The sequence below is a fragment of the Pararhizobium sp. P1_E7 genome, from assembly GCF_056405855.1.
On the sequence record NZ_JBFUBH010000010.1, the window covers coordinates 107,125 to 132,569 of the forward strand.

The 25,445-nt window shown below is 59.0% G+C and carries 21 protein-coding genes and 1 pseudogene; 15 read left to right on the forward strand and 7 right to left on the reverse strand.

The genetic code is table 11. The features are described from left to right. Positions 1–4 precede the first annotated feature (4 nt). The 5 genes from AC1D17_RS13665 (at position 5) to AC1D17_RS13685 (ending at position 4,928) form a co-directional block, all read left to right on the forward strand. Complete coding sequence (locus AC1D17_RS13665; RefSeq protein ID WP_477565940.1) at positions 5–262, forward strand: AbrB/MazE/SpoVT family DNA-binding domain-containing protein; 258 nt, start codon at positions 5–7, stop codon at positions 260–262. Then, the gene (locus AC1D17_RS13670; RefSeq protein ID WP_477565941.1) at positions 262–591 is read left to right on the forward strand and encodes a type II toxin-antitoxin system PemK/MazF family toxin; all 330 of its coding nucleotides are present in this window, start codon (positions 262–264) and stop codon (positions 589–591) included. The genes AC1D17_RS13665 and AC1D17_RS13670 overlap by 1 nt, the downstream gene beginning before the upstream one ends. A gap of 52 nt (positions 592–643) precedes the next feature. Continuing rightward, entirely contained in the window at positions 644–1,852 is a 1,209-nt protein-coding gene (locus tag AC1D17_RS13675; protein ID WP_477565942.1) for an acetyl-CoA C-acetyltransferase, read from the forward strand. Positions 1,853–2,005: 153 nt separating this feature from the next. After that, positions 2,006–4,222 (forward strand): FAD-dependent oxidoreductase, encoded by a 2,217-nt coding sequence (locus AC1D17_RS13680; RefSeq protein ID WP_477565961.1) that lies wholly within the window; start codon positions 2,006–2,008, stop codon positions 4,220–4,222. A gap of 154 nt (positions 4,223–4,376) precedes the next feature. After that, entirely contained in the window at positions 4,377–4,928 is a 552-nt protein-coding gene (locus tag AC1D17_RS13685; protein ID WP_477565943.1) for a DUF1801 domain-containing protein, read from the forward strand. A 90-nt stretch (positions 4,929–5,018) separates the two neighbouring features. Here the strand turns inward: AC1D17_RS13685 and AC1D17_RS13690 are convergent, their stop codons facing one another. Both AC1D17_RS13690 and AC1D17_RS13695 read right to left on the reverse strand, forming a co-directional pair. After that, positions 5,019–6,056 (reverse strand): Tim44 domain-containing protein, encoded by a 1,038-nt coding sequence (locus tag AC1D17_RS13690; RefSeq protein WP_477565944.1) that lies wholly within the window; start codon positions 6,054–6,056, stop codon positions 5,019–5,021. Between the two features lie 244 nt (positions 6,057–6,300). Then, a complete protein-coding gene (locus AC1D17_RS13695; RefSeq protein WP_477565945.1) occupies positions 6,301–7,659 on the reverse strand; it encodes an Nramp family divalent metal transporter in 1,359 nt (452 codons plus the stop codon). A 209-nt stretch (positions 7,660–7,868) separates the two neighbouring features. On the opposite strand from AC1D17_RS13695, the gene mntR reads away from it, so the two are divergent. Continuing rightward, positions 7,869–8,318 (forward strand): manganese-binding transcriptional regulator MntR, encoded by a 450-nt coding sequence (mntR, locus tag AC1D17_RS13700; protein WP_477565946.1) that lies wholly within the window; start codon positions 7,869–7,871, stop codon positions 8,316–8,318. Between the two features lies 1 nt (position 8,319). On the opposite strand, the gene AC1D17_RS13705 is transcribed toward mntR, so the two are convergent. Both AC1D17_RS13705 and AC1D17_RS13710 read right to left on the reverse strand, forming a co-directional pair. Further along, positions 8,320–9,198 carry a DMT family transporter gene (locus tag AC1D17_RS13705; RefSeq protein ID WP_477565947.1) on the reverse strand — a complete coding sequence of 293 codons (879 nt, stop codon included), beginning with the start codon at positions 9,196–9,198 and terminating at the stop codon, positions 8,320–8,322. Positions 9,199–9,377: 179 nt separating this feature from the next. Further along, on the reverse strand, positions 9,378–10,463 hold the full coding sequence (locus AC1D17_RS13710; RefSeq protein WP_477565948.1) for a calcium:cation antiporter: 1,086 nt from the start codon (positions 10,461–10,463) through the stop codon (positions 9,378–9,380). A 239-nt stretch (positions 10,464–10,702) separates the two neighbouring features. Between AC1D17_RS13710 and AC1D17_RS13715 the strand changes: the two genes are divergently transcribed. The 3 genes from AC1D17_RS13715 to AC1D17_RS13725 all read left to right on the forward strand — a co-directional run bounded on the left by AC1D17_RS13715 (position 10,703) and on the right by AC1D17_RS13725 (position 12,854). Further along, a complete protein-coding gene (locus AC1D17_RS13715) occupies positions 10,703–11,368 on the forward strand; it encodes a S24 family peptidase (protein WP_477565949.1) in 666 nt (221 codons plus the stop codon). Positions 11,369–11,381: 13 nt separating this feature from the next. Continuing rightward, positions 11,382–12,290, forward strand: coding sequence for a thermonuclease family protein (locus tag AC1D17_RS13720; RefSeq protein WP_477565950.1), 909 nt, complete (start codon positions 11,382–11,384; stop codon positions 12,288–12,290). Positions 12,291–12,443: 153 nt separating this feature from the next. Further along, on the forward strand, positions 12,444–12,854 hold the full coding sequence (locus tag AC1D17_RS13725) for a tellurite resistance TerB family protein (RefSeq protein WP_477565951.1): 411 nt from the start codon (positions 12,444–12,446) through the stop codon (positions 12,852–12,854). 76 nt (positions 12,855–12,930) lie between these two features. On the opposite strand, the gene AC1D17_RS13730 is transcribed toward AC1D17_RS13725, so the two are convergent. Then, the gene (locus AC1D17_RS13730) at positions 12,931–13,803 is read right to left on the reverse strand and encodes a transporter substrate-binding domain-containing protein (protein ID WP_477565952.1); all 873 of its coding nucleotides are present in this window, start codon (positions 13,801–13,803) and stop codon (positions 12,931–12,933) included. Positions 13,804–13,896: 93 nt separating this feature from the next. Between AC1D17_RS13730 and AC1D17_RS13735 the strand changes: the two genes are divergently transcribed. The 4 genes from AC1D17_RS13735 to AC1D17_RS13750 all read left to right on the forward strand — a co-directional run bounded on the left by AC1D17_RS13735 (position 13,897) and on the right by AC1D17_RS13750 (position 19,520). Beyond that, positions 13,897–15,798, forward strand: a complete 1,902-nt coding sequence (locus AC1D17_RS13735) for a glycosyltransferase family 2 protein (RefSeq protein WP_477565953.1) — start codon at positions 13,897–13,899, stop codon at positions 15,796–15,798. A gap of 380 nt (positions 15,799–16,178) precedes the next feature. Beyond that, positions 16,179–16,898 carry an ABC transporter permease gene (locus AC1D17_RS13740; protein WP_477565962.1) on the forward strand — a complete coding sequence of 240 codons (720 nt, stop codon included), beginning with the start codon at positions 16,179–16,181 and terminating at the stop codon, positions 16,896–16,898. 298 nt (positions 16,899–17,196) lie between these two features. Then, entirely contained in the window at positions 17,197–18,210 is a 1,014-nt protein-coding gene (locus AC1D17_RS13745) for a KpsF/GutQ family sugar-phosphate isomerase (RefSeq protein WP_477565954.1), read from the forward strand. Positions 18,211–18,533: 323 nt separating this feature from the next. After that, the gene (locus AC1D17_RS13750) at positions 18,534–19,520 is read left to right on the forward strand and encodes a capsular polysaccharide export protein, LipB/KpsS family (RefSeq protein WP_477565963.1); all 987 of its coding nucleotides are present in this window, start codon (positions 18,534–18,536) and stop codon (positions 19,518–19,520) included. A 204-nt stretch (positions 19,521–19,724) separates the two neighbouring features. Here AC1D17_RS13750 and AC1D17_RS13755 read toward each other — a convergent pair whose 3' ends face one another. Both AC1D17_RS13755 and AC1D17_RS13760 read right to left on the reverse strand, forming a co-directional pair. Continuing rightward, positions 19,725–21,095 (reverse strand): calcium-binding protein, encoded by a 1,371-nt coding sequence (locus AC1D17_RS13755; RefSeq protein WP_477565955.1) that lies wholly within the window; start codon positions 21,093–21,095, stop codon positions 19,725–19,727. A gap of 887 nt (positions 21,096–21,982) precedes the next feature. Then, the gene (locus AC1D17_RS13760; protein ID WP_477565956.1) at positions 21,983–22,690 is read right to left on the reverse strand and encodes an FkbM family methyltransferase; all 708 of its coding nucleotides are present in this window, start codon (positions 22,688–22,690) and stop codon (positions 21,983–21,985) included. A 65-nt stretch (positions 22,691–22,755) separates the two neighbouring features. On the opposite strand from AC1D17_RS13760, the gene AC1D17_RS13765 reads away from it, so the two are divergent. Both AC1D17_RS13765 and AC1D17_RS13770 read left to right on the forward strand, forming a co-directional pair. Further along, on the forward strand, positions 22,756–25,107 hold the full coding sequence (locus AC1D17_RS13765) for a capsular polysaccharide export protein, LipB/KpsS family (RefSeq protein ID WP_477565957.1): 2,352 nt from the start codon (positions 22,756–22,758) through the stop codon (positions 25,105–25,107). Positions 25,108–25,272: 165 nt separating this feature from the next. Further along, positions 25,273–25,445, forward strand: a pseudogene (locus AC1D17_RS13770) (3-deoxy-8-phosphooctulonate synthase); the annotation flags it as partial.

Consider the following 25,445-nt stretch of genomic DNA (forward strand, 5'->3'; position numbering starts at 1 on the left):
GAAAATGGCTGTATCGACACTACGCAATGTGGGCGGTTCGGTGATGATGGCCATCCCGAAGCCCCTGCTCGAAACGCTCGGCCTCACGGCGAATGCCAAGCTTGATGTGACGATCGAGGACGGCAAACTTGTGGCAGTGCCGAAGGCCCGTCCGAAGTACACGCTGGAAGAATTGCTCGCTCAATGCGATCCGGATGCGCCGTTGACGCCCGAAGACCGTGAGTGGATGGACGCCCCGCCAGTCGGCCGGGAAATCATCTGATGGAGCGTGGCGAGATCTGGCATGTCGACCTGGAGCCAACGAAGGGACGCGAGCAAGCCAAGGCACGATATGTACTGGTATTGACGCCACGCGCATTCAATCAGCTTGGCACACCGGTCGTGGCACCCATCACCAGCGGCGGCGAATTCGTCCGGATGCAGGGGTTTGCGGTGTCGCTGTCGGGAGCCGGCACCAAAGCCAACGGCGTCGTTCTTTGCAATCAGCTTCGCGCCATCGACCTGAAGGCGCGAAATGCAAGATTTTCGGAAGCCGTACCGGATTTCATCACGGATGAGGTTCTGGCCCGGGTTTCGACACTGTTTGAATAGAATTCATGAATGGAAGGGCGCTGACAAGCGCGCCCCATAGGGAGATGAAACTATGACCGACGTCTTCGTTTACGACCACGTGCGCACGCCGCGCGGCCGGGGCAAGAAGGATGGCGCGTTGCACGAAGTGCCGACGCCGCGGCTCGCCGCCAAGGTGCTGCAGGCGATCCGCGACCGCAACGGGCTCGATACGTCCACCGTCGACGACATCATCATGGGCTGCGTCGATCCGGTGTTTGAAGCCGGCGCCGTCATCCCCAAGGCCGCGGCCTTCGAGGCCGGTTATTCCAACAAGGCCCCCGGCATGCAGATCTCGCGCTTCTGCGCCTCAGGCCTCGACGCCATCAACTTCGCCGCCGGCAAGATCGCCTACGGCGCCGACGACATCGTGATTGCCGGTGGCGTTGAATCCATGTCGCGCGTCGGCATGGGCATGTCCGGTGGTGCCTGGTACATGGACCCGTCTGTCAACTTCCCCGGCTATTTCATGCCGCAGGGCGTCTCGGCCGACCTGATCGCCACCAAATACGGATTCTCCCGCGATGACGTCGACGCCTATGCCGTCGAGAGCCAGAAGCGCGCCGGCCATTCCTGGGACAAAGGCTATTTCGACAAGTCGGTCATCCCGGTAAAGGACCAGAACGGCATCGTCATCCTCGCCAAGGACGAGCACATGCGTCCGACGACGACGATGCAGAACCTTGCCCAGCTTAACCCCTCCTTCCAGATGCCCGGCGAGATGGGCGGCTTCGAGGCCGTCGGCATCCAGGCGCATCCGGAAATCGAGCGCATCAACTATGTCCACCACGCCGGCAATTCGTCGGGTATCGTCGATGGCTCGGCCGCAGTCCTGCTCGGCTCGAAGGCCGGCGGCGAGGCGATGGGGTTGAAGCCCCGCGCCCGCATCAAGGCGTTTGCCAATATCGGCTCCGATCCGGCGTTGATGCTGACCGGCCCGGTCGACGTCACTGAAAAACTCCTGAAGCGCGCCGGCATGACCATCGCCGATATCGACCTGTTCGAGCTCAACGAGGCGTTTGCAGCCGTCGTGCTGCGCTACATGCAGGCCTTCGACATCCCGCACGACAAGATCAACGTCAACGGCGGCGCCATCGCCATGGGCCATCCGCTCGGCGCCACCGGCGCGATGATCCTCGGCACCGTGCTCGACGAGCTGGAACGCCGCGGCCTGCAGACTGCGCTAGTCACGCTCTGCATCGGTGCCGGCATGGGCACGGCGACGATCATCGAGCGGGTCTAGTCCAGGCCTTCGTCATGGTCGGGCTTGACCCGACCATCCACAGCCCCGCGGCATGGATCCTCGGGTCATCCTCGGGTTCAACCCGAGGACGAGGATGACGGAGAGGAGAACGCGCGAATGACCGGAACAGAATTTCAGGGAGAGAACCCCATCATGAGCACCTACACCAATTTCACCATCGAAACCGATGCCGACGGCATTGCGCTCGTCACCTGGAACATGCCCGACAAGTCGATGAACGTGTTCACGGCCGAAGTGATGACCGAACTCGACGCCATCGTCGATCAGACCGTCGCCGACGCCGCCGTCAAGGGCGTCGTCTTCACGTCGGGCAAGTCGACCTTCTCCGGCGGCGCTGATCTGTCGATGATCAAGGGCATGTTCACGCTTCAAGCTGAACAGAAGAAACTCGACCCTGACAATGCCGCGCAAAAACTGTTTGACCTGACCGGCAAGATGACCGGCCTGTTCCGCAAGCTCGAAACCTGCGGCAAGCCATGGGTTTCGGCGATCAACGGCACCTGCATGGGCGGCGCGTTTGAATTGTCGCTGGCCTGCCACGGCCGCGTCGCCGCCAATTCCAAAACGGTGAAGCTGGCACTGCCCGAGGTCAAGGTCGGCATCTTCCCCGGCGCCGGCGGCACGCAGCGCGTTCCGCGGCTGACCAACGCCCAGGACGCCCTGCAGATGATGACCACCGGCTCCTCGCTCACCCCGCAGCGCGCCAAGGCGATGGGCCTGATCCACGAGATCGCCGAGCCCGCCGAGCTGATCAATGCGGCGAAGGCCATGATCAGGAACGGCCTGAAGCCCGTCCAGCCCTGGGACGAAAAGGGCTACAAGGTTCCCGGCGGCGGCATCTGGACGCCGGCTGCGGCCCAGCTCTGGCCGGCAGCGTCGGCCATCCTGCGCCGCGAGACCGCCGGCAACTATCCGGGCGGCCTTGCCATCCTCAAATGCGTCTATGAAGGCCTGCAAGTCCCCTTCGATACGGGACTGAAGATCGAGCAACGCTATTTCACCGAGATCCTGCAGACCACCGAGGCCTTCTCGATGATCCGCTCGCTGTTCATCTCGATGCAGGAACTCGGCAAGGGCGCCCGCCGCCCGGCCGGCATCCCGAAGTCGGACCTGAAGCAGATCGGCGTCGTCGGCGCCGGCTTCATGGGTGCCTCGATCGCCTATGTCGCCGCCGCCGCCGGCATCGCCGTCACCCTGATCGACCGCGACATGGAGGCTGCCACCAAGGGCAAAACACACTCCGATGGTCTGGTGAAGGACTCGATCGGTAAGGGACGGCTGACGCAAGAACAGGGCGAGGCCCTGCTGGCGCTGATCACTCCGTCTGCCGACTACAACGACCTGAAGGACGTCAAGCTCGTTGTCGAGGCCGTGTTCGAGGATCGCCAGGTCAAGAAGGACGTGATCGAGAAGGTCGAGGCGGTGCTTGGCGAAGACGCCATCTTCGCCTCCAACACCTCGACCCTGCCGATCACGGGCCTTGCCAAGAATTCGAAGCGTCCGGCCCAGTTCATCGGCATCCACTTCTTCTCGCCGGTCGAGAAGATGATGCTGACGGAAGTCATCCTCGGCAAGGAAACCGGCGACAAGGCGCTGGCCACGGCACTGGATTTCGTCGCCAGCATCAAGAAGACGCCGATCGTCGTCAACGACACGCGCGGCTTCTATGTCAATCGCTGCGTCTTCCGCTATATCCACGAAGCCTATGACATGCTGATCGAAGGCGTGCCGGCGGCGATGATCGAAAATGCCGCCAAGATGGCCGGCATGCCGGTCGGCCCGCTGTCGCTCAACGACGAAGTGGCGATCGACCTCTCGCAGAAGATCCTCAAGGCCTCGATCGCCGATCTGGGCGAAGCCTCGGTCGATCCGTGCCATATGACGCTGATCAACAAGCTGGTGGACGATCTCGACCGCCGCGGCCGCAAGAACGGCAAGGGCTTTTACGATTATCCGGCCAAGCCCGCCAAGAAGTCGCTCTGGCCGGGCCTGAAAGACCTCTTCGAGCAGAAGCCGGCCGAGACCTTCGACGTCGAGACCATCAAGCAACGCTTCCTCGTCACCATCGCGCTTGAAGCCGCCCGCACCATCGAGGAAGGCATCGTCACCGACCCGCGCGAGGCCGATGTCGGCTCCATCCTCGGTTTCGGCTTTGCCCCCTATACCGGCGGCACGCTGAGCTACATCGACGGCATGGGCGTCAAGACCTTCGTGGCGCTGTGCGAAAAGCTGGCCGCCTCCTACGGCGACCACTTCCAGCCGACGCCGCTGTTGAAGGACATGGCCGCCAAGGGCGAGACGTTCTATGGCCGGTTTGATCCCTATGGGACAGCCGTGAAAGCCGCCTGACGCCGCCCGGCGAAATCCGATCGCCATCGGACAGGCCCTGCGGGGCCTGTCCGACCATTCGTCCTGCAGCTTGCGGCAGACATTGGCCGCACGCCCGGCATCTGGTCCAATCCGGCCCCGTTGACTATGTTTCCTCGATTAGCGGAGGAGAACAATGACCAGCGAACCGTCAGGAAAGCCGGAAAAGACCGCCAAGAAAACGGCCCCGGCCAATCCGGGCAAAACGCCCGCCCCCACGCGCAGCAAGACCGCAACGAAGAAACAACCCACGACGGCGCCCGCCGAAAACGCCGCGGCACCCGCAAAACCCGTCCTTCTGTCGGGCGGCAATCCCCAGATACCCAAGGGCGATGGCGACGCCCCCGTGCAGGCCTATATCGCCGCCATGCCCGGCTGGAAAAGCGACGCCGGCCGCCGCCTGGACGCGCTGATCACCCGCACCGTTCCCGGCCTGCACAAGGCCGTCAAATGGAACTCGCCCCTCTACGGAATAGAAGACAAGGGCTGGTTCCTCGGCATCCACTGCTTCGCCAAATACATCAAGCTCGCCTTCTTCCGCGGCACCTCGCTCACCCCCGTCCCTCCGGTCGGTTCCAAGAACGCGGAGACGCGGTATTTTCATATCTATGAGAATGATGAACTGGATGAGGCGCAGCTGGCCGTTTGGGTGCGACAGGCCAGCGATCTGCCGGGTGAGCGGATGTGAGGGGGCAATCGCCAGGAAGCAACTTTAGAGGAAACCGCGGGGAAGCCAACGGTGGACGACCGCCGGCAAWGCCGGCGGTCGAAGCTGCGCTCAGGCCGCCATGCCCTGGATGGCCGAGACCTGCCAATCGCCGCCACGCTTGCGCAGGAAGGTCCAGAGTTCGACGGCCTCCGTCAGCTTGTCCGGATCGCCCTCGACGACGCGGCCGGTTACGCGGTCGCGGGTGACATCGATGCTCTCGTAGCGCATGGCAACGGTGGCGTAGTCGTCGCCGTTTTCGTTCCAGGCTTCCGCCACATCGCCCTGAACCAGATGCACGTCGCTGACCTCGTTCTTCAGGCCCTTCGTGGCGTTCTCGCTGAGTTCCTCGGCCAGCCACGACATCGCCTCCGGCGTCGTCAGCTTGCGCAGCGTGCCGTAATCTTCTGCCGCATAGGCCGCCTGAACCTTTTTCAGCATCGCCTCGAACTGGCCAAGATCGTCCTCGCCGACGCCGATTTCGTCAGTCGATTGATCGGCCATGCGCGGCTGCGCCGGACGCGCTGCCCCGCCACCGATAGAAGGGATCTTGAAGGACGGCATGCCCGATCCAAAGCCCGAACCCGAACTTTGGCCCTGCGTGCCAAAACCCTGCATCGGCGCGCTGCCAGCGGCCTCACGCGGCGCGTAGCCTGCTGGCGCCGCGGTCTGGCGGCCGCGCAAGAAGCGCAGGGCAAGCATCACCGCACCGGCGATCAGCGCCATCTGCAGGATCAGCCCGAGGAAGCCGGCAGCGCCGCCAAGCCCGTTGCCCATCATCATGCCGATCAGGCCGCCAAGCGCCAGACCGCCGAGCATGGAGCCGGCGAAGCCGCCGAAGAAACCGCCCGGACGCTGGGGACGGGCCGCCTGGCCCATGTTCTGCTGGGCAGCGCCGGGCGTGGTGGCCTGGCTCTGCGGGGTCATCGTCCGGTTGATCGGCGTCGCATCGGCCGGGGCCGTGCGGGTGACCGGCGGCTGCGAGAATGTGCGGGTGCCGCGGCTGCCGAAGCCGCTGCCGGCGCGGCGCGCCTCAGCCAGATCGACCACCGTCAGCATCACCATGGAAGCAACCGCAACGGTCGCAAGAACGCGTCCAAACCTAAACATGAAACCAAATCCTGTTGTTCACTCCCGGCCCGCCAGCGCGGGCCTCGTGGGAGACATATGGGACATTGGCCGGCGAATTGAAGGCTTTTGCGCCGCAATTCACGGTAAAGCGGGCGGAAAGGCTTTGTGCGCGGCTGAAAAAGATGGCCTGCGAAAATCCCCGCCGCTCAATCCGGCGATAGTTCCAAAAGAAAAGGCGGCACAACAGCGGCCGCCTTTTCCCCGTTGCTTTTATCGGCCTGCCTTAGCCGATGAAGGTTTCGTAAAGCAGTTTGAGATTGAGCACGACGATGATCGAGGCAACGGCCCAGGCGATGGCGGCGACGTATTTCGGGATGACGAAAGTGCCCATCTTCTTTTTGTCGGAGACGAAGCGCACCAGCGGAATGACCGCGAAGGGCAGTTGCATCGACAGGATGACCTGGCTGAAGACCAGGAGTTCGGCCGTGCCCTTTTCGCCATAAATCCAGGTAACGACGACGACCGGCACGATGGCGATGCCGCGGGTGATGAGGCGGCGGGCCCACTGCGGAATGTGCAACCGCAAGAAGCCTTCCATGACGATCTGGCCGGCCAGCGTCGCCGTCACCGTCGAATTGAGGCCGGAGGCAAGCAGCGCCACGGCAAACAGCGTCGAGGCGATACCGAGGCCCAAGAGCGGCGACAGGAGTTCGTAGGCCTGGCCGATCTCGGCGACATCGGCGCGGCCGTTGGCATGGAAGACCGAAGCGGCGATGATCAGGATGGCGGCGTTGATGAACAGCGCCAGCATCAGCGCGATGGTGCTGTCCGTGGTCGCCCATTTGATCGCATCGCGCTTGCCCTCGTCGGTGCGCTTGTAGTTGCGGGTCTGGACGATCGAGGAATGCAGGTAGAGATTATGCGGCATGACGGTGGCGCCGATGATGCCGATGGCGATGTAGAGCATGGCCGGGTTGGTCACCACTTCGCTCGACGGCAGGAAGCCGTAGAGAACGGCTGCGACCGGCGGTGCTGCGGCAGCGATCTGGATGATGAAGCAGCCGGCAATGACGATCAGAAGCGCAATGACAAAGGCCTCGAGGAACCGGAAACCCTTGTTCATCAAAAGCAGAAGCAGGAAAGCGTCGGCAGCGGTGATCAGCGCGCCGCCGATCAGCGGGATGCCGAACAAAAGCTGCAGCGCGATTGCCGTACCGATCACCTCGGCGAGATCGCAGGCGATGATTGCCGCTTCGCAGGCAAGCCAGAGCAGGAAGTTGACGGGCCGGGAATAGGTATCGCGGCAGGCCTGGGCCAGATCGCGGCCGGTGGCAATGCCGAGCCGGGCCGCGAGCGCCTGCAGGAGGATCGCCATCAGGTTGGACAAAAGGATAACCGTCAGCAGCGTATAACCGAACTGCGAGCCACCGGCGATGTCGGTCGCCCAGTTGCCGGGATCCATGTAGCCGACCGACACCATGTAGCCGGGGCCGACGAAGGCGAGCAGGCGGCGGAACCAGGTACCGCCGGAAGGCACGGGAATGGTAGAATTGACTTCCGGAAGACTGGCGCGCGCGTCCTCCCTTGGATTGGAGAAAGTCCAGCTTTGCTGTGGAGGAAGGACGGCTTCGGAATTGGACATGCACGGTCTCCGGGTACGGGAATGGGCTCTGTTGTCTCGAACCTATGCCAAGGCTCAACATTATGCAATATGCTATATTGTATCGTTCCGGCTTTTTTTAACCGCCCTGTCCACGGTGGAAGACAGGAATTATGCAGTATGAAAAATCGAAGCTCGTGCTATGAAACCGCAAAAGCATTGAAATTGAAGACGACAGAGAGGATCACCCCTTGCCGCGCCGCCCCGTTCCCCGCACGGATCCGCTTCCAGATGCGGATATTCATTCCGAGGGTTTCCGGCATACCCGCGAAGCGCGGCGCGGTGCGTTGATCGAGGATTATGTCGAACTGATCGCCGACCTGATCGAGGATGGTAATGAGGCGCGGCAGGTGGACATCGCCGCCCGCCTGGGCGTGGCACAGCCAACGGTCGCCAAGATGCTGGCAAGACTTGCTTCCGAAGGCCTGGTGTCGCGCAAACCCTATCGCGGCGTGTTCCTGACCGATGCCGGCCAGAAGATGGCGCTCGAAAGCCGCGCGCGCCACCAGACGGTGGAAGCCCTTCTGCGCTGCCTCGGCGTCAGCCCGGAAACCGCCCGCATCGATGCCGAGGGCATCGAGCATCATGTCAGCGGCGAAACGCTGGAAGCCTTCCGCCGGTTCATCGCCAGGAAGGCCTGATCTAGCCGGTCCTCAGCCGCCGGCCGAACCGCTCGCCGAGAATGATGATCATGCCGGCGGAAAAGATCAGGGCAGCGCCGGCAAAAACCTGGGTTGCAGGAATATCGCCCCAAATCAGGAAGCCGAGCCCGAAAGCCCAGATCAGCGAGGAATATTCGAAGGGCGCCAGCATGGAGACCGGCGCCCGCCGCATGCCCTCGAACAGCGCATATTGTGCGATGCCGGCAATCAGCCCCGTGCCAACCATCAGCCCGACATCCATCAGACTTGGCGGAACCCAGGTGACGACGACGGCAATGCCGGTGAAGACAATGAAGAAGCCGCTCGACAGCATCATCTGCACCAGCGTCACTTCCTGCATCGCGGTCTTGCGCAAGAGCACCGTCGAAATTGCCCAGAACACAGCCGCCTGCAGCGCCAGCCAGACCGGCAAGGACAGTGTCATGCCCGATCCGAACGGGTCGGTCGCCACCAGCACACCGGCGAAACCGACGAGAACGGCGATCCAGCGCAAGGGAGGCACAACCTCCTTCAGAATCGGCACGGCGAGAATGGTGATCAGGATCGGCGCCGCGTAGTAGAGTGTCGTCAGTTCGGCCAGGCCCAGATCGCGCGCCGCCGTATAGTAGGACAACCAGGCTGCGAGCAGAAGCAGGTTGCGCAGGATCATCGGCTTGAGCACCGGCGAACGCAGGGAGCGGATGACGATCGGACCCCGGCCGATGGCGGCGCAGATCGCAAAGATCGTTACGCTGCGCACGAATAGGATCTGCCAGACCGGCAATGCCACCACCAGCCATTTGACCGAGGCGTCCTGCAGCGTGAACAGGAAATAGGAAAAGATCGTCAGCAGAATGCCTGATAGCACGGAGGTATTCACGCAAGGCTCCCGGACGCAAATCGTCCGCGGTCTGTGATATCGCGAGGCCCGTGCACAAGGAAGAGGCATGTCAGCGAGGCTGTGTGGCGAAAAATGGGGGCGCGACAGAAAATAGTCGCCCGGGGACCCGCACAATCCGGACGCAGACCACCCGCGCATCGAGGCTCAATAGCGCTTCGTCAAAGCCCGATCACCGACAGCATGACGAAGGTTGCGAACAGGACGAAATGTGTCATGCCCTCGATGGCATTGGTTTCGCCGTCATTGAGATTGATGGCGGCGACGATGAGGGTAATCGTCACCATCACCGTCTGCACCGGCGACATCGCCATGATGAAGGGCTGGCCGGTGTAGAGCGCGATCGCCTCCATCACCGGCACCGTCAGAATGACGGTGGAGAGCGAGGCCCCGAGCGCGATGTTGACGACAGCCTGCATCCGGTTGGCAAGGGCTGCCCGCATCGCCGTCATGATCTCCGGCGAGGCTGAAATGGCGGCAACGACGATTGCCGCCAGAACCGGCGGCGCGCCGCTTCCCTTCAGACCAGCCGTCAGAAGGCCCGACATGATCTCGGCCAGGATGCCGATGATCACGACACCGGCGATCAGGATGGCGATGGATACAGCCACCGGCTCGTCTTCTGGCGCGCGCTTCTCGGCACCTTCGCGCTTGGGGTAGCTGTAGCTGAAGAAATAGCTGTGCACGCCCACCTGCATCTTCAGGAAGACCGCATAGAGCGTCACCATCGCGACGATCGTGAAGGCCGAATAGAGGTGCCATTTGGCCGCCGGAATGAATTCCGGCACAATCATCGAAATGCCCATCGCCGTCAGGATCATGACGCTATAGGTGCGGCTGGAATCGTCATTATAGGATTGCTCGCCGTGCTTCAGGCCGCCCAGCAGCGCTGCCAGCCCGAGAATGCCGTTGATGTCGAGCATAACGGCGGAGTAAATCGTATCGCGCACCAGCGTCGGCGAGATTTCTTCTCCGCTCATCATGATCGCCAGGATGATCACCTCGACGAGAACCGCCGACAGCGTCAGGATCATCGTGCCGTAGGGGTCGCCGACCTTGGCGGCCAGCACTTCGGCATGATGAGCGACGCGCAGCGAAGCAAGGACGATGGCAAAGACCAGCACGGCAGCGCCGGCAAGGGCGGCGATTTGCCCGGATTGAAGCAGCGCATGTTCGAACAGGAAGCCGGCGGCAGCGAAAATGAGCGCTGCGCCCAGCAGGATTTCGGACTTCAAAATCGAGAACAAATGCGGCCTCGCAACCAGCGGGATGGGGTTTACCGGAGTATAGGCGGCATGCGGCGCATTTCAATCGGACCGGCGGGTGATTACCGCCGGAAAGAGACAGGATTATTTTCCTTTCACACTTTACTCCATCCTGCATTTTGGCTAATCTCGGCAGACAAACAGGCAAGATGGCAAGAAGCCAAAACATAGGTCAAAACCCAGGAAAGCGTCACGCTTCACCACTCGCAGGATGTGCAACGATGTTTTCACATGACCGCATCTGGAGTGCGATCGATGCGCTCGCCGAGCGGCATCAACTATCCCCTTCGGGTCTCGCCCGGCGGGCAGGCCTCGATCCGACCTCCTTCAACAAGTCCAAGCGCCATTCCGCCGATGGCCGCGAGCGCTGGCCGTCGACAGAATCGATCGCCAAGGTTTTGGACGCGACCGGCTCGACGATCAACCAGTTCATGGAATTCCTGCGGCCGGGGCCCATATCCGCCTCCTTGCCGGAGGGCGCCTTTCCGCCGCAGACAGGCTCCATTCCGCTGCTTGGCTTTGCCCAGGCAGGCGCCGGCGGCTTCTTCGACGATGGCGGCTTTCCGGCGGGACAAGGCTGGGATGTCGTCGAGTTTCCAGCCGCGCCCGGCACCAAAACCGGTGTCTACGCGCTGGAAATCCAGGGGGACAGCATGCTGCCGCTCTATCGCGACGGCGACGTGCTGATCGTCGAACCCGGTGCGCAGATCCGCCGCGGCGACCGCGTGGTGGTCAAGACGACCGAGGGCGAGGTGATGGCCAAGGTTTTGGTGCGCCAGACGCCGCGCAGCATCGAGCTGCTGTCGCTCAACCCGGAACACCCCAACCGCCTATTCGAGCTCAGCGACGTCGAATGGATAGCCCGCATCATCTGGGCCAGCCAATAGGACAGTTTTCCTGATGAAGCGGTACCTGCTCACCATTGGCGGCGGCCTCGCCGGAATTGTCCTGACCGTCATCCTGCTGATGACCGGTGCGTCAACCATACAGGGGCGGCAAAGCACCGCTACGCCGGGCCTCACGCTCGAAACCCCTGACATGGCCGATGTGCCCGATCTGGGCGGCGACGGGATGACGGCAGCAGAAACCGGGGGTGGCGAACCAGTCTCCGTCGATCCTGCGCCGATCGATCCTGTGCCCGTCGATCCTGCGATTGGCGATCCTTCCCCCGTCGATCCGGCATCCACGTTGTCCCTGGACAACGGCCTGCCCCAGACGGACGACAAAGCCGTTCGCGATATTGCGCCCGAACACTTCGGCCTGCCCCAGGAAGTGACCGCGCAGCCACTGGAGCGCATCGCGCCCCGCACCCCGCTTTCGCAAGCCGTGATCCGGCCGGAGCCGGTTCCCTCAGTTCTGCGCCACCCGGTCGCGCTGTCAGCGGGTCTCATCCGGTTCGGCGGCCAGCTGCTGCAACTCGACGGCATTGCGCCGCAAGAGGCGGATCGTGTCTGCGGCGAGGCCGGCAAGACATGGCCCTGCGGCGTGGTGGCCCGAACCGCGTTCCGCAATTTCCTGCGGGCTCGTGCGCTTTTATGCATGGTTCCGAAAAACGGCTGGCAGGGAACGCTGACCGCCGCCTGCAGCGTCAACAATATCGATCCCGCCGCGTGGCTTGCCGAAAACGGCTGGGCGGATGCGCCGGCAGGCTCGCCGCTCGCAGCCAAGGTGGACGCTGCGCGCCAATCCGGTCTCGGCTTTTTCGGCGACGATCCGCGCGATTTCAGCACGGCTCCGTCGCCCTTGGATGAACCGGTCCTGCCCGGGGACACCGGTACCGGCATTGATATGACCGGTCAGGGCTTGTAGACGATGCTACGGCATACTTCCTTAAATCGGAATCGATTTGAGGAAGTATGCAGCTAATTTAAAGTGCCACAGCGACCTTTGCGCCTCGTGAATGACGCGCGGCGCTGTAGCGCTTCATAGCTCACAGAACCGGCACAACAATACGGATATCCTATGCCTGAAACCATGAGCCATCATGAAGCTCTCATCTACGTCATGGTGATGATGTCGGCCGTCGATACCGCCATGACCGACAACGAGCTTGAGCGTATCGGCAGGCTCACCAGCTTCCTGCCGGTGTTTGATGGTTTCGACCATGACCATCTGATGCACGCCGCGCGCGAATGCACCGCTCTTCTCGACGGCCCGGAAGGATTGGACATCGCGCTTGAAGTCGTGCGCGAGGCCCTTCCCTCCCGTCTCTACGACACGGCCTACGCGCTGGCGGTCGAGCTTGCCGCCGCCGACCATTCGATCCGCCAGGAGGAAATCCGGCTGCTGCAGCTGCTGCGCGACCGGCTGGGCCTCGACAAGCTGACCTGCGCTGCAATCGAGCGCGGCGCCATGGCCCGCTTCCGCAAATGAAGGGGCGCATTCCGCTTCACGCCAAAGTGCATTCCCCGATCGCGGTGCCGTTGCTCCATAATCCGCAAACAGCGGCTCAATAGATGCCGGCAGGGAAATAGCGCAGATAGATCTCGTTCAGCCGGCCCTTGCGGGACAGTTCCAGCAGCGCATGATCGATCGCCTGTGTCAGCGCCGAATCGCCCTTGCGGTTCATGATCGCCAGCCCCTCGCCGAGAAAACGCTGCGAGAAATAAGCCCCCTTGATCAACGCGCAGCAACCGGCGGCATCGCTGCCGGCGGTCCAGAAGGACAATTGCATGCCGTCTGAAAACACGGCAGCAACGCTCCCCTGTTTCAGACCAGCCAGCATGGCATCGCGGTTCGGAAAAGACCGCGTTTCGAGTTTCGGAAAAAATGCCTTGAGCATGGCCTCGTGCGTGGTGCCCGAAACGGTGCCGACCGCCTTGCCGGCGAGCAGCGCCACCGAAGGATTGGGTCCCATGACCTGGCGGTTGGCCGCGAAGCGGGCTGGCAGCTTCATGAAGGCACGGGAAAAGGCGAAACGCTGCCGCAGTTCCGGGCTTGTGCCGATCCCGGCGATAACGGCCTCCCCTTGCCCGCCGGTCAGCGCCGGTTGCAGCTCCGCGAACGTCACTGCCTGGATCTGGCACTTGGCGGCGATGTCCAGTTCGGCGCAGATTTCGCGGACCAGATCCACATGGAAACCGGCAAGCTTGCCAGACTGGTCGATGAAGTTGAACGGCGGGAAATCGACGGTGGTCAGAAACCGCAGGCGCGCCAGCCCGCTCAAATCCGGTTTTGCAATCCGCTCGCGCGCATCGAACAAAAGCGGCAGATCATGAACGCCTTCCGCAGCCCGCGACACGGCCGGAAAAATTGCAACCAGAAACACGCAAAACGTGAAAATCCCATAAAATTTTAGAGATGCACAGAAAGCGCGTAACATTATGATCATTCCCGAGGCGAGATAGGGGATATTGCCGCACCGCGCGGCAATGGGGTTTTCATGCGTCTGGAAGACTATCCGGACAATTCCGGAATGGCTACCGTCAATGAGCTGCCGGTCAGGCGAACGCGGCCTGATACCGCTGCGGAACGATTCCCGCCAGCGCTCAAACAGGAAGGCCGGCTGCTGCTTCAGATGGGCATCGGCAAGCCTTCGATTGCGCGGGCAATGCTGCTTGCGAAAGCGCATGGCACCACCGTCGAGGATGAACTGCTCGCATCCGGCGAGATCGGCGAGACGATCTATTTCGAGGCGCTGGCTGACACATTGGGGCTTGATTTCATGCCCGATATCGACCCCGCTCAGGTTCAGGATATCGAAGGGCTCGATAGCCAGCTCGCCCGGCCTGAACTCTTGCGGGTTCATCACCCAAGCCGCCCGCCGGTCACGGTGATCGTGCCCTCGCTCGGCCGGCTCTCCGAGCTTGCCGTCCTCCTTGACCGAACGCCGCAACTGCGCCCGTCGCTCGCCGTTTCGACGCCGTCAGCCGTGCGCCAGGCCGCATGGCAGGCCGGCAGCCAACGGCGGGTCCTTGCGACGTCGCGCTCGCTCTTCGAGACCACGCCACTCCACAGCGCCCGCATCACCTTCTGGGGCAAGCAGGGTTTTTATGCCGGGGTCATGCTTTGCTTCATGGCGGCGGCGGCGGCCGTTCTGCCGCTCCTCAGCCTGCTGATGCTGCATATCGTATTGACCTTGTTCTACCTTGCGAATTTCCTGGTCCGGCTTTACGCGCTCGGCTGCGCCTTCCTGCATGAACCCTTAGGCACGCCGGCAAAACCACGGGACGCCGCCGGTCCGCTGCCGGTCTATTCGGTGCTTGTCGCACTCTACAAAGAAGAGAGCGTCGCAGCTCACCTTGTCCACGCGCTCGACCAGCTCGACTGGCCGCGCTCGCGCCTCGACATCAAGCTGATCTGCGAGGAGGACGATGCCGCAACCGTCGCGGCACTCAAGGCTTTGCGGCTGGCGCGCGAGTATGAGATCGTTGTGGTCCCGACCCATATGCCCCGCACCAAGCCGAAGGCTTTGAGCTACGCCTTGCCCGGCGTTCGCGGCACTTACGTAGCGGTTTATGATGCCGAGGACCGGCCGCATCCCAGCCAGTTGCGCGAGGCCCATGCCGCCTTCGCGGCTGCGCCGCAGCATGTCATCTGCCTGCAGGCGCCGCTGGTCATCACCAATGCGCGGCAATCGTGGTGGAGCGCCTTGTTTGCGCTGGAATATGCCGGGCTGTTTCGCGGGCTGCTGCCGATGCTCTCCCTGACCGGCCAGCCTTTGCCGCTCGGTGGCACCTCCAATCATTTCCGCACCATGGAACTGCGAAAGATCGGCGGCTGGGATCCCTATAATGTGACGGAGGACGCCGATCTCGGGCTGCGGTTATACCGGCTCGGTTACCGCTCACGCGTCATCTTCAAACCGACGCTGGAGGAAGCGCCGATCTCGCGGATCGTCTGGCTCGGCCAACGCACGCGCTGGTTCAAAGGCTGGCTGCAGACATGGCTTGTGCTGATGCGCAGGCCCGGCCAATTGGTGGGCGAGATGGGTTGGCTGGCCTTCATCGTCTTCCAGATCCTGATTGCCGGCCTGCTCTTGTCCGCGCTCAGTCATCCCTTTATCCTCGGCTTCCTTGCCTATCTGACATGGCTGATGCTGGAGGACGGCGTGCATGCGGATGACTGGCTGACCTTCTGCCTGCTYATCGGCGATATCGTTAATATTTTCGGCAGCTATGCGGTCTTCATTTCGCTTGGGCTCAACCCGATGAATGCACGCGAGAAACGGGCGGTCGGCTGGCGCTGGATTTTCGTGCCGGTTTACTGGCTGGCCATGTCGCTCGCCGCATGGAAGGCCCTGGCCGAGTTGCGGACCAATCCGTTTTCATGGAACAAGACGCCGCATGTTCCGGTTGGCGGCGACAGTGAGAGCTGACGTTGCGGGAGCCGGGATTGCCAATCGCTGCGGCAGAATTTGACGTCATAGGCAAACTCGCTCTCGAGCAGACCGCGCTCCTCTTCATCGGTTACGCTTTAGCGATTTGCCATATTCGCAATGGCAGTCCTCCCTGAGGAGGCCGCAACATCTGGAATAAGCGGCGTGGACAGCGGAATTGAGCCCGCGCGTTCAGCTTGGGAAGCTCGGAATTAGCCATGCCACCAACACCGTATCCGTCCGCGATGCGAATTTTACGATATGATTGTGCAAAGCGCCGATATCGAGTAGAGACGCCGGATTGAAAACATGGTCGGAAGCCGGTTTTGTATATTCTCACGCAGCATCTCCGTGTCGTCGCAGCTCTCGTCATTCGCGAAATGCAGGCCAGATTTGGCAGTAAGCCCGGCGGATATGCATGGGCCATCGTTGAGCCATTGGCGTATGTGGCAACCATGACGATTATTTTTTCCGCATTTGCACGTGTGCCTGCCCTTGGAAGCGACTTTGCGCTGTTTTTCGCTTCCGGCTACCTGCCTTTCAGCTTCTACCAGGGCATGTCCACTTTCGTCGCCGGCGCAATCCGAGCCAACAAAAACCTGTTTTCCTACCCAGTAGTTTCGCCGATCGATGCGACGGTCGCCCGCTATATCCTCCAACTTGTAACCTCGGTCGTGGTGACGATTGTCGTAATGCTGCTGTGCACCAGCGAAGGAAGCCATCTCCATCAACTGGATATGGGGTTGGCAGTCGAGGCCGCGGCGATGGCATCGTTGATGGGCCTGGGAGTGGGGATGATGAATATTGCCCTGTTTGAGCGATTTCACCTCTACGAGAATATTTTCAGCATAATCAACCGCCCTATGTTCATGTTGTCTGGTGTCTTCCTCCTCCCAGATAGTATGCCTGGTCCGATCTACCACGGCTTGATGTGGAATCCGCTGGTTCATATCGTCATGTGGTTCCGCCGGGCAATTTACCCCGAGTATGCGGCAGCCGGTTTGGATAAACTATTCGTCGTAAAATTTACGTCGCTAATTTTAATGATTGGCCTTTATCTGTTCACGGTCTCGCGAGTACTCCGCGAGGATAGAATTTAGCCGCCTGCAACCACAAAGTTATATTCCTCTGCGATTGGGATGTGCCCCCCAAAAAACCGCATTGGCCGGCGCATTAAATATAGACTGTCCTGTTCGGCAATCCGACGGCCAATCTGAACTTTAGCGCCCGCATTGTACGCGAGGTGCATTTGCGCCGAGCGCGCGAAATTAAGCGATCCGCGTCTTTGACGGCAGTTCTGAGAGAATTTCGCCAAATCTGTGTGATTTGGCCATTTTACATTGATCTGAAAGCTCTCGGACTATAACCGAATGTCCAAAGTGGTTAGGGACCGGTATCATGGCAGGACTGAAGAAAGTCGATGAGAATACTGCGGAAGCGCACGCCGTGTTAGTATCGATCGGGCGGTCGATTTCTACGGCCGCCGATGGTGTTAACGCGCTGGCAACGTGCTTCGCCGGCAATCCGATCCTTTCAAACAGCCTCGTTGAAGCTGTTGAGCTGATCGCCTGCCGAAACGGCCGCGTGGTCGTCTCCGGCGTTGGGAAGAGCGGGCATATCGGCGGCAAAATTGCTGCGACCATGGCATCCACGGGAACGTCGGCCTATTTTGTCCATCCGACTGAGGCCAGCCACGGCGATCTTGGCATGATCACGTCAGAGGACCTACTCATCCTCCTCTCTTGGTCCGGAGAGACCGTCGAGCTTGGCAATATGCTGACTTATGCCAAGCGTTTCAACGTTCCGGTTATCTCGGTCACGTCCAACGCCGACAGCCTGCTCGCGCGCAATTCCACCGTTGCCGTTACTCTACCGAAGGTTCAGGAAGCCTGTCCGCATGGCCTGGCGCCGACGACGTCGGCGATGCTGCAATTGGCTGTGGGCGATGCGTTGGCGATTGCTTTGCTGGAGCGGCGCGGCTTTTCCGCGCAAGATTTCAAGACATTCCATCCCGGCGGCAAGCTCGGCTCACAGTTACTTCTCGTGCAAGAGCTTGCTCATACGGGAGACACCATGCCTCTTTTACCCCTCGGCAGCGCAATGGGCGACGCCGTTATCCAGATGTCATCCAAGGGATTCGGCGTTGTCGGCGTCACCGAGGGGACGGGCAAGCTGGTCGGCGTCATCACGGATGGCGACTTGCGGCGCCATATGTCGCATGACCTGTTGCTTGAAACCGTCGACGCCGTCATGTCGCACAATCCACGCACGATCCGGGGCAACACACTGGCAAGCGCGGCGATGGAGCTGATGCAAGCGCAGAAGGTCACCGTGCTGTTTCTCGTTGACGATCTCGGGCTTCCAAAAGGCATATTGCACATTCACGATCTGTTGCGTGCCGGTGTTGCTTGACCGGTCGGCCATTTGGTTTCGGCGACTGCAGAAAACCGTTTTGCCGTATTATGGAGCGCACGAGTAATTTGTGAGGGGACGAGCTGCGAATCTCGGCTTTGATCCAAGGCAAGGGCGCAAACAGCGAGCTGATGCAGCGTAAGAATCTCACTAAACACGCTCGGTTGGGTTCAATGGGAAGTGCTTTTATGACCAGCTTTTCAAAAATTGCCTACCGAGTGGAAGCGACACCAGTCCGTGTCGCTCACGGTGTGAAGCGCTTTTTAAAGCCACAGGGCAAACCGCCGCTTTTTTTGTTCGGGTTTAACGCCTGGAAGACTTTTATGGGCGACTGGTTCCCTGCGAACGAAGTCATATTCACACCGATGAATATGCGGCCGATAGCATTCGATGCTTACTGGAAGTGGCGGATTCTCGCCGACCACAGGTCGCGAGTACTCGTCTGGCAATACAAAGGGCCGCCGCAAATCAAAACTTTTTGTCAGCGCCGCGGCATCCAATTTCACTACGTCGAAGACGGCTTCATCAGATCGATCTCTCTTGGCGCACTTCGAACTCCGCCGATGTCGATGGTATTCGACAAGCAGGACATGTTTTTCAACGCAAATAGCCCAACCGATCTAGAAAATCTTCTTGCAACGTACGACTTCGATTCGGATCCACCCTTGATGGAACGTGCGAGGGCAAACTTGCAAAAACTCCTTTCCACACGCCTCAGCAAGTACAACTCTGGTGAAACGTTAGACGTGAACTCGATCTACGGCGAGAAAGAAACAAAACGGGTACTTGTGATCGGCCAAGTGGAGCGAGATGCTTCAATCGCCTATGGGTGTTCAAGAAAATTCTCCAACAACGATCTCGTGTGGCTAGYGAGACGCGAAAACCCCGATGCGCAGGTCATATATAAGCCCCATCCCGAAGTGATGGCGGGAACGGCGGACGCGATGTCAAATCCCGATCTTGTTAGGGGTGTGGCACAGGTCCTAGACCAGGACATAAGCCTACCCGATGCGATGGAAACTATCGATCACGTCTATACGATAACCTCCTTGGCAGGCTTCGAAGCCGTATTACGCGGAATAAAGGTAACGACTGTCGGTTGTCCTTTCTACTCCGGCTGGGGGTTGACCGACGACAGGCAGCCAAATCCGCGCCGCAGGCGGACCTTAACGGCTGAGCATATTTTTGCCGCAGCTTACATTCTCTATCCAAGATATATGGATCCTACATCCAAAGAACCTATAGATATTGAGCGGTCGCTCGAGCTTCTATCGCACATGCGAACACATCAGGTACTCAGGGAATGTTGAGTGCCCCTTCAGCTGGATGTCAAGGAATATACCGACAAATACCGGAGAGATGTTGCGCCTGGAAACCCCGCCAAGGACATCTGACTAGGACGGCCCGGCCGTGCAAAACTGACGGGCGGGCAACCCAATTGTTGCCGCCACAAATCCATCAACAGCAGAGAGGCCCCCGCCGGCGGGCCTCTCTTTTCTCGAACGGCTGCATTTCTACAAAATGAAATCGCTCGCCTGCAGTGTCAGCGTGTCGTCCAGACGAATCGAAATGTCCGAAAATTTGTCGCCATTTACGTCGGCATAGATGAAAGTCCCACCTGCCTGATTGGCAAATCTAAGTTCGCCGCTCACACCGGTGTAGCTACCCGTACCTATAAATAAAAACGACTGGTTACCTGAGGCTCCCGTGTTGGCATCGATAATCGACAAGTCTATCTTGTCGCCCTCGGCGCGACTGAAGTCTAGGATGGTATCCCGGCCACCGGCCGCAACCGTTGAATCACTAGTGGCACGGAAGATAAACCTATCGGCACCACTCCCTCCGGTCAGTTGATCCGCTCCGGTATCTCCCCTAAGCAGATCAGTATCGGCACCTCCATCGATAAGATCATTTTGGGTGCCGCCGAAAAAACTGTCGCTCCCAGCGTAACCAAAAAGGCGATCGTCGCCTGCGCGCCCGGACAGGGTGTCGCTGCCACCGAAGCCCCTTATTGTATTAATGCCCGCATCACCGTTCACCGCATCGTTGAATTCGCTCGAGTAGACGGTCTCAAAATTAAGGAACGTGTCACCCTGTGCGTGGCCGCCGGAAGCCGTACCCGCCCCAAGATCGATTAACACACCACTGGTTGAGTTCCGATAGGTCAGAATATCTCTACCTGCATCGCCGTCTAAATGATCAGCGCCGGCTCCGCCTTCGATCATGTCGTCGCCGCCAAACCCGATAATAGTATTTGCAACAGCACTCCCGGTCAGTATGTCGTTGAATGAGGTGCCGTTGATGTTTTCAACGCCGGTGTAGGTGTCTCCTGCGGCGTCACCAAGGGCGCCGACCCCAGTCGCCAAATTCACGTTCACTTGGGAGGTGCCCAAGAAAGTTACTATGTCCACGCCAAAACCGCCATCGATCGCATCGGCGCCGGCACCACCTAGCAGCGAGTCATTTCCAGTTCCGCCGATTAAGATGTCGTTTCCGCTTCCCCCATCAAGCGTATCGGTTCCACTTCCACCAGAGAGCTGATCATCATCGTCACCGCCATATAAAAAATCGTTTCCACTTCCTCCATCAAGTATATCGTTCCCCCCATAAGTGGAAAGAGTATCGTCTCCCTCATCACCATAGAAACTGTCCCCGAATGAACTAAAAAAATCTGAATCCAGCGTGTCGTTTCCAGATCCACCGTACATGGTGCCAAAGGCGTTTGTTCCGTCGAGGAAATTCAGGTAATCATTGCCTTCCCCTCCATATAGAGTCGAAAAAACAAACGCGTTCACTTGTAGTGAATCGTCTCCGTCCAGCCCGTACATTATATTTTCGGAGCCGGTATGACTATCAGCAGCATTAGTACCGACATACGTCACCATAATACTTCTCCCTCTATCAAAATAATGCGGTTGGGTTTTAGGGTGCCTTGAGTAACGGAGAAACTGTATCACCATTCACTGATTTAGTAAGGTGTCAAATATAGCTCCAAACTGTGCTCAATTTTATCCCAGCACAAATTTTGCTAAACAGAACTCTGTAAGCAGATTTCATAGTTGCGCATAAGGGCAATGTCGGCGCGCTATCAAAGAGCGACCAGCTTGGCAAAATTTGGATCAATTTAGGAAAGGATGCCGCCGCCAGCCGAGACCATTTGAAGCAAACCGGCCCCAAAAGCCAAAATCAGAAAAACCTCTACGGATTCAGGCGCTTGCCGTAGATTGTGTAGACTCGGATACGGGTGGTGGTGATCCTGCTTTTGCGGAGGCGACGGATTGCTCCCTGTTCGCCACTTCGACATCGGCCGCGCCATGCGAAGGTTCGCTCAACCACCTATCGGCATAGTAGCGCTTCGAAGCCTTTGGTTGTCGGATCGTTTGGGGACCAACTTCGTCCATTTGCCGATTTTCGCCCGACCTTTTGCAGTTTCGGACCTGCTAGCCGCTGTCAGCAAAGATATGGAAGCCATAGTTATTTGCGGCGGATGGATTTCAAGAGGTGGGTGCGCCGTTGCGATCCCGAACATCGGCACCATTCGAGCGTATCGACCCCGAGGCCACGGAGGCGCCTTGATAGAGAACTCGGACTGCGTGCATAATCGCGCCAGGTTGATTAACGCTACGGCATCAATGATTGTCTGTCCGCCATACCAAGCCGACGGAATCGCCACCAACTGAAATCAGTCAACTCTTTTGGATCAAAACTCGCAGACACAAGCCTCCGCGCTTGCCCGTTGGGGTCGCGCGGAAGCTGTCATCACCTAGCGGCATTAAACCCTACGAAACAGAATCACGCCTCCCGACGAGAAGTCTTGATCGTAGAAGAAACCCGCGCGCGAGAACCCGTCAAAAACCGCCTTCATTCCACCCGGGCCGATGACGGGTTGATGCACTTCAACCAATACCTTTGATACTCCCGGCAGGGCTCGTCCATCGAACAAGTCGGCTTCACCACCTTCGATGTCGCAGACAATCATCGATGGTCGGAATTCCCCGATCACCCAGGACAGTTCGCGCGTTGGCACCTGGACTTCTTTAACGCTGACCTCTCCCTCTCTCCTCGATAGTGATGACCCCCAAAAATCCTTCCGGATATAGAATGGCACTGATTCCTCGCGGCATTCTCGAACAAGAACGGCCGTCTCCACCTCAACGCCGGTCACTCMGTTTAGCCTATGGGTTTCGGCTATTACCGGCTTTAGGCCGGGATTCGCCTCATAAACTCGAACCGCCTTAGTTTTCGAATTCTGTGCCGCTATTGTGGAGATAAAGCCAAGGCCACCTCCCAATTCTAGAATTCTCTCCCCCTCATCGATGATTTTAGCGAGAATTTTCCCCTCTCGCGATTCATACCTACCTTGCTTTAAAAACGACAAGACGGTATCCGAAACAGCGGAAACAGGTACCGCGATCTTGACACCAAGATGCTCTACGTATTCCGGCCGCGTTTCATTATCCGCTTGAATTGCACTTCCCATTACGAAACCCCCTTGCTAAACGGTACGCCGTTAAAGCACAGGATCTGCACGGGGGAAATATACCGATGAAAATTGTTGCCGGCGCATTGATCACCGCAATTATCCCGATCAGGCTTTCGTCTGGCAATCTTTATGATGAGGTCGAGCGGATAGAGCGGATCATCGAGACGATTCCCTCAGGGTTCGTAGTCCTCATTGTAGACTACGGAACTGGACCCGAGCGAGAAGGCGAGCTTCGCGCTGTCGCTGCAAAATATAACGTGCAGCGTGTTCGTGTCGAGACCGGTGACGTGCCCTTCAGCATAGGCCATGCCCGCGACATTGGAACTCAGCACGCCAAAACGCCCTTGGTGATGTATCATGACATCGATTTCCTTATGTCGCGTGAAAGTTACGGCAAGGTCCTGTCAGAATGCAGACTGCGCAACATGCCAGACAATGCCTATGCGTTTTTTGCACTTCCCGGCGCCTATCTAACGCAAGAATTTACTGAAGAATACCTGCGACTTTTATCGGTCGATGACGGTGCCTATGCTGACATCCTCGTGCATGATGGACTAATGCGCCACGATAAAGAAGTATATGAAACCAACACTTACGCGATATCGGCGATCGTCGCGAACAGGTATCATCTACTGGCCCTGGGCGGTCACGACAAGAGCTTTAAAGGGCACGGCGCAGAAGATTTCGAGCTGATGCATAGGCTTACTTCTTACTACAAGAAGGGTCCCCGCCCCCGCGACTACTATAAGAATACCAAGAGCAACTCGATATTGAATTATGAGGGCTTTCGCGCGTACTACGCTCTTTATGGTATCGACGTTTTTCAACGTGGCATCGTGATCGCTCACCTCTGGCATCCGCGCAGGAAGGACGTCGGCTACGTCGGCACGAATAACCAGGCCCGCGTTTCCGACGTAATGGCCGATTACGATCAAGGCCGTACATTCCTTCAGCCGTTGGATGATGAAACCTCCAACGAAAAGACTCTCGTTCTGGTCAATCCCGGAACCAGCCCTGCGAGAGCGCTGAGGCATGCATATCCTGCAATGGGACATCACCGAATCGTGCCGGAAAAGAGCTTCAACGGCGCTGATGATTTGATTGAATTTATCCGGGAAGAGGGGTTTACAAGGGTATTCTTTCTTAACCCATACGGCAACGAACACCGTCTAGAACTTTACCGTGGCATCAAGTCCGCTGGTATACGTTTCGTTGCGTACGACAGGGGCGCCTATAACAATAGCTGGTTCTTTGACTCGAGGGGCTTCCTCGCGGATAGTGGTTCATATTCCCCAGAATTTTGGGACCGGCCGCTGTCAGACGATGAGCGGTCAAAAACCGCCCTCTGGATATCGGCTCTCCGCCTCTCTGACGAGACACTGGAAGCGAATGGAGCGCGTACCGGCCGCGAACACCTTAGACAGGCACTCAAGTTGGGTGATCGCAAAATGCTGTTTGTTGCCCTTCAACGCCCAAGCGACACGGCGACCGTGCATTTTTCAGGTCCCTGCAATGACGCCTATACGTTCAATACGTGGGTGTCGAAGCTGGCGAGTAGCGTTGATCGGAGGAAATACGTCGTCGTCGTAAAGAAGCATCCGCTTGAGACAGCAAGACCCAACATAGACGGCGTTGTATTCGCTCCCGACGAGGCCCATATCGCGGATCTAATCGAGCTATCCGAAAAGGTTGTGGTGATAAACTCCGGCGCCGGGCTCCTCGCCGTCACCTACGGCAAGCCTGTGATCTGCTGTGGCCAATCATTCTATTGCCATCCTGGTCTCGCATGGCAGGCTAACAACCCAAAGGAGTTAGCTACCCTCGCACAATGCGACATTGCCACAGACGATGAAAAACGCATTCGATTCGTTCGATATCTGGTCGATGATTTTTATAGCTTCGGGATATCCCAATATGATGAACGGCCGGCGGGCGGTGGAAATAGGATCGCCTCAAAAACCTTTTTCTCGGAAATTCGCGGGCTGACTGAAATGCCCCTGAAACTCGGCGAAATACCCCAGGGAAGCAACCTCGATGCTCCATTGTTCTATTCTTTTGGCGGCCGACAAGGCATAAAGAATGATGGTGCTACGACGGCGGAACCCCGCTCACCTAATGCTCTTGAGCTGATGCGACTAGGATCGAAGGCATATCACGCCAAAGAATTCGCCGATGCTGCCAAATACTTTGAGCATGCATGCATCCTCAACGCAGCGAACCCTGGTTACTTTCGGTCCGCAGCTGAGGCCTTCTATCGAGCCGGCGACAGCCTCACCGCAGCTTCATACCTGGAAAAGGCTCTGGCCATTTCGCCGTCGAACAAGAGCATTTCCAGGCGTATCCGTGAAATGCGCAGGCCGAAGTGGATGAACTCACTCCTCTGGCAAAGGCCATTCCCTGTTAAGCAACATTAGAGCTGCAGCAGTGAACTCGGGCATTTGGTCGTTGTTTCGACCAAATGCGCCTATCGCATAGAAGGGCAGAGCGCCTGCCAACGCAGTGCCCTTCATCAGAAAAGACAGTCGCCTGATCGTTCCGGAAGCCCCGGGGCAGGGCGTCATCTTCGCATTCGGAGAATAATCATGCAGACCAATGCAAACGTGGTGGCCGGCAGCGGCGCCAATCAGGTGGTGTTTTCCAATAGCCAGAAGCTGTCTTTGATCGCCGGTCCCTGCCAGATGGAGAGCCGTGACCACGCCTTCATGATCGCCGGCAAGATGGTTGAACTCTGCAAGTCGCTCGACCTTGGCTA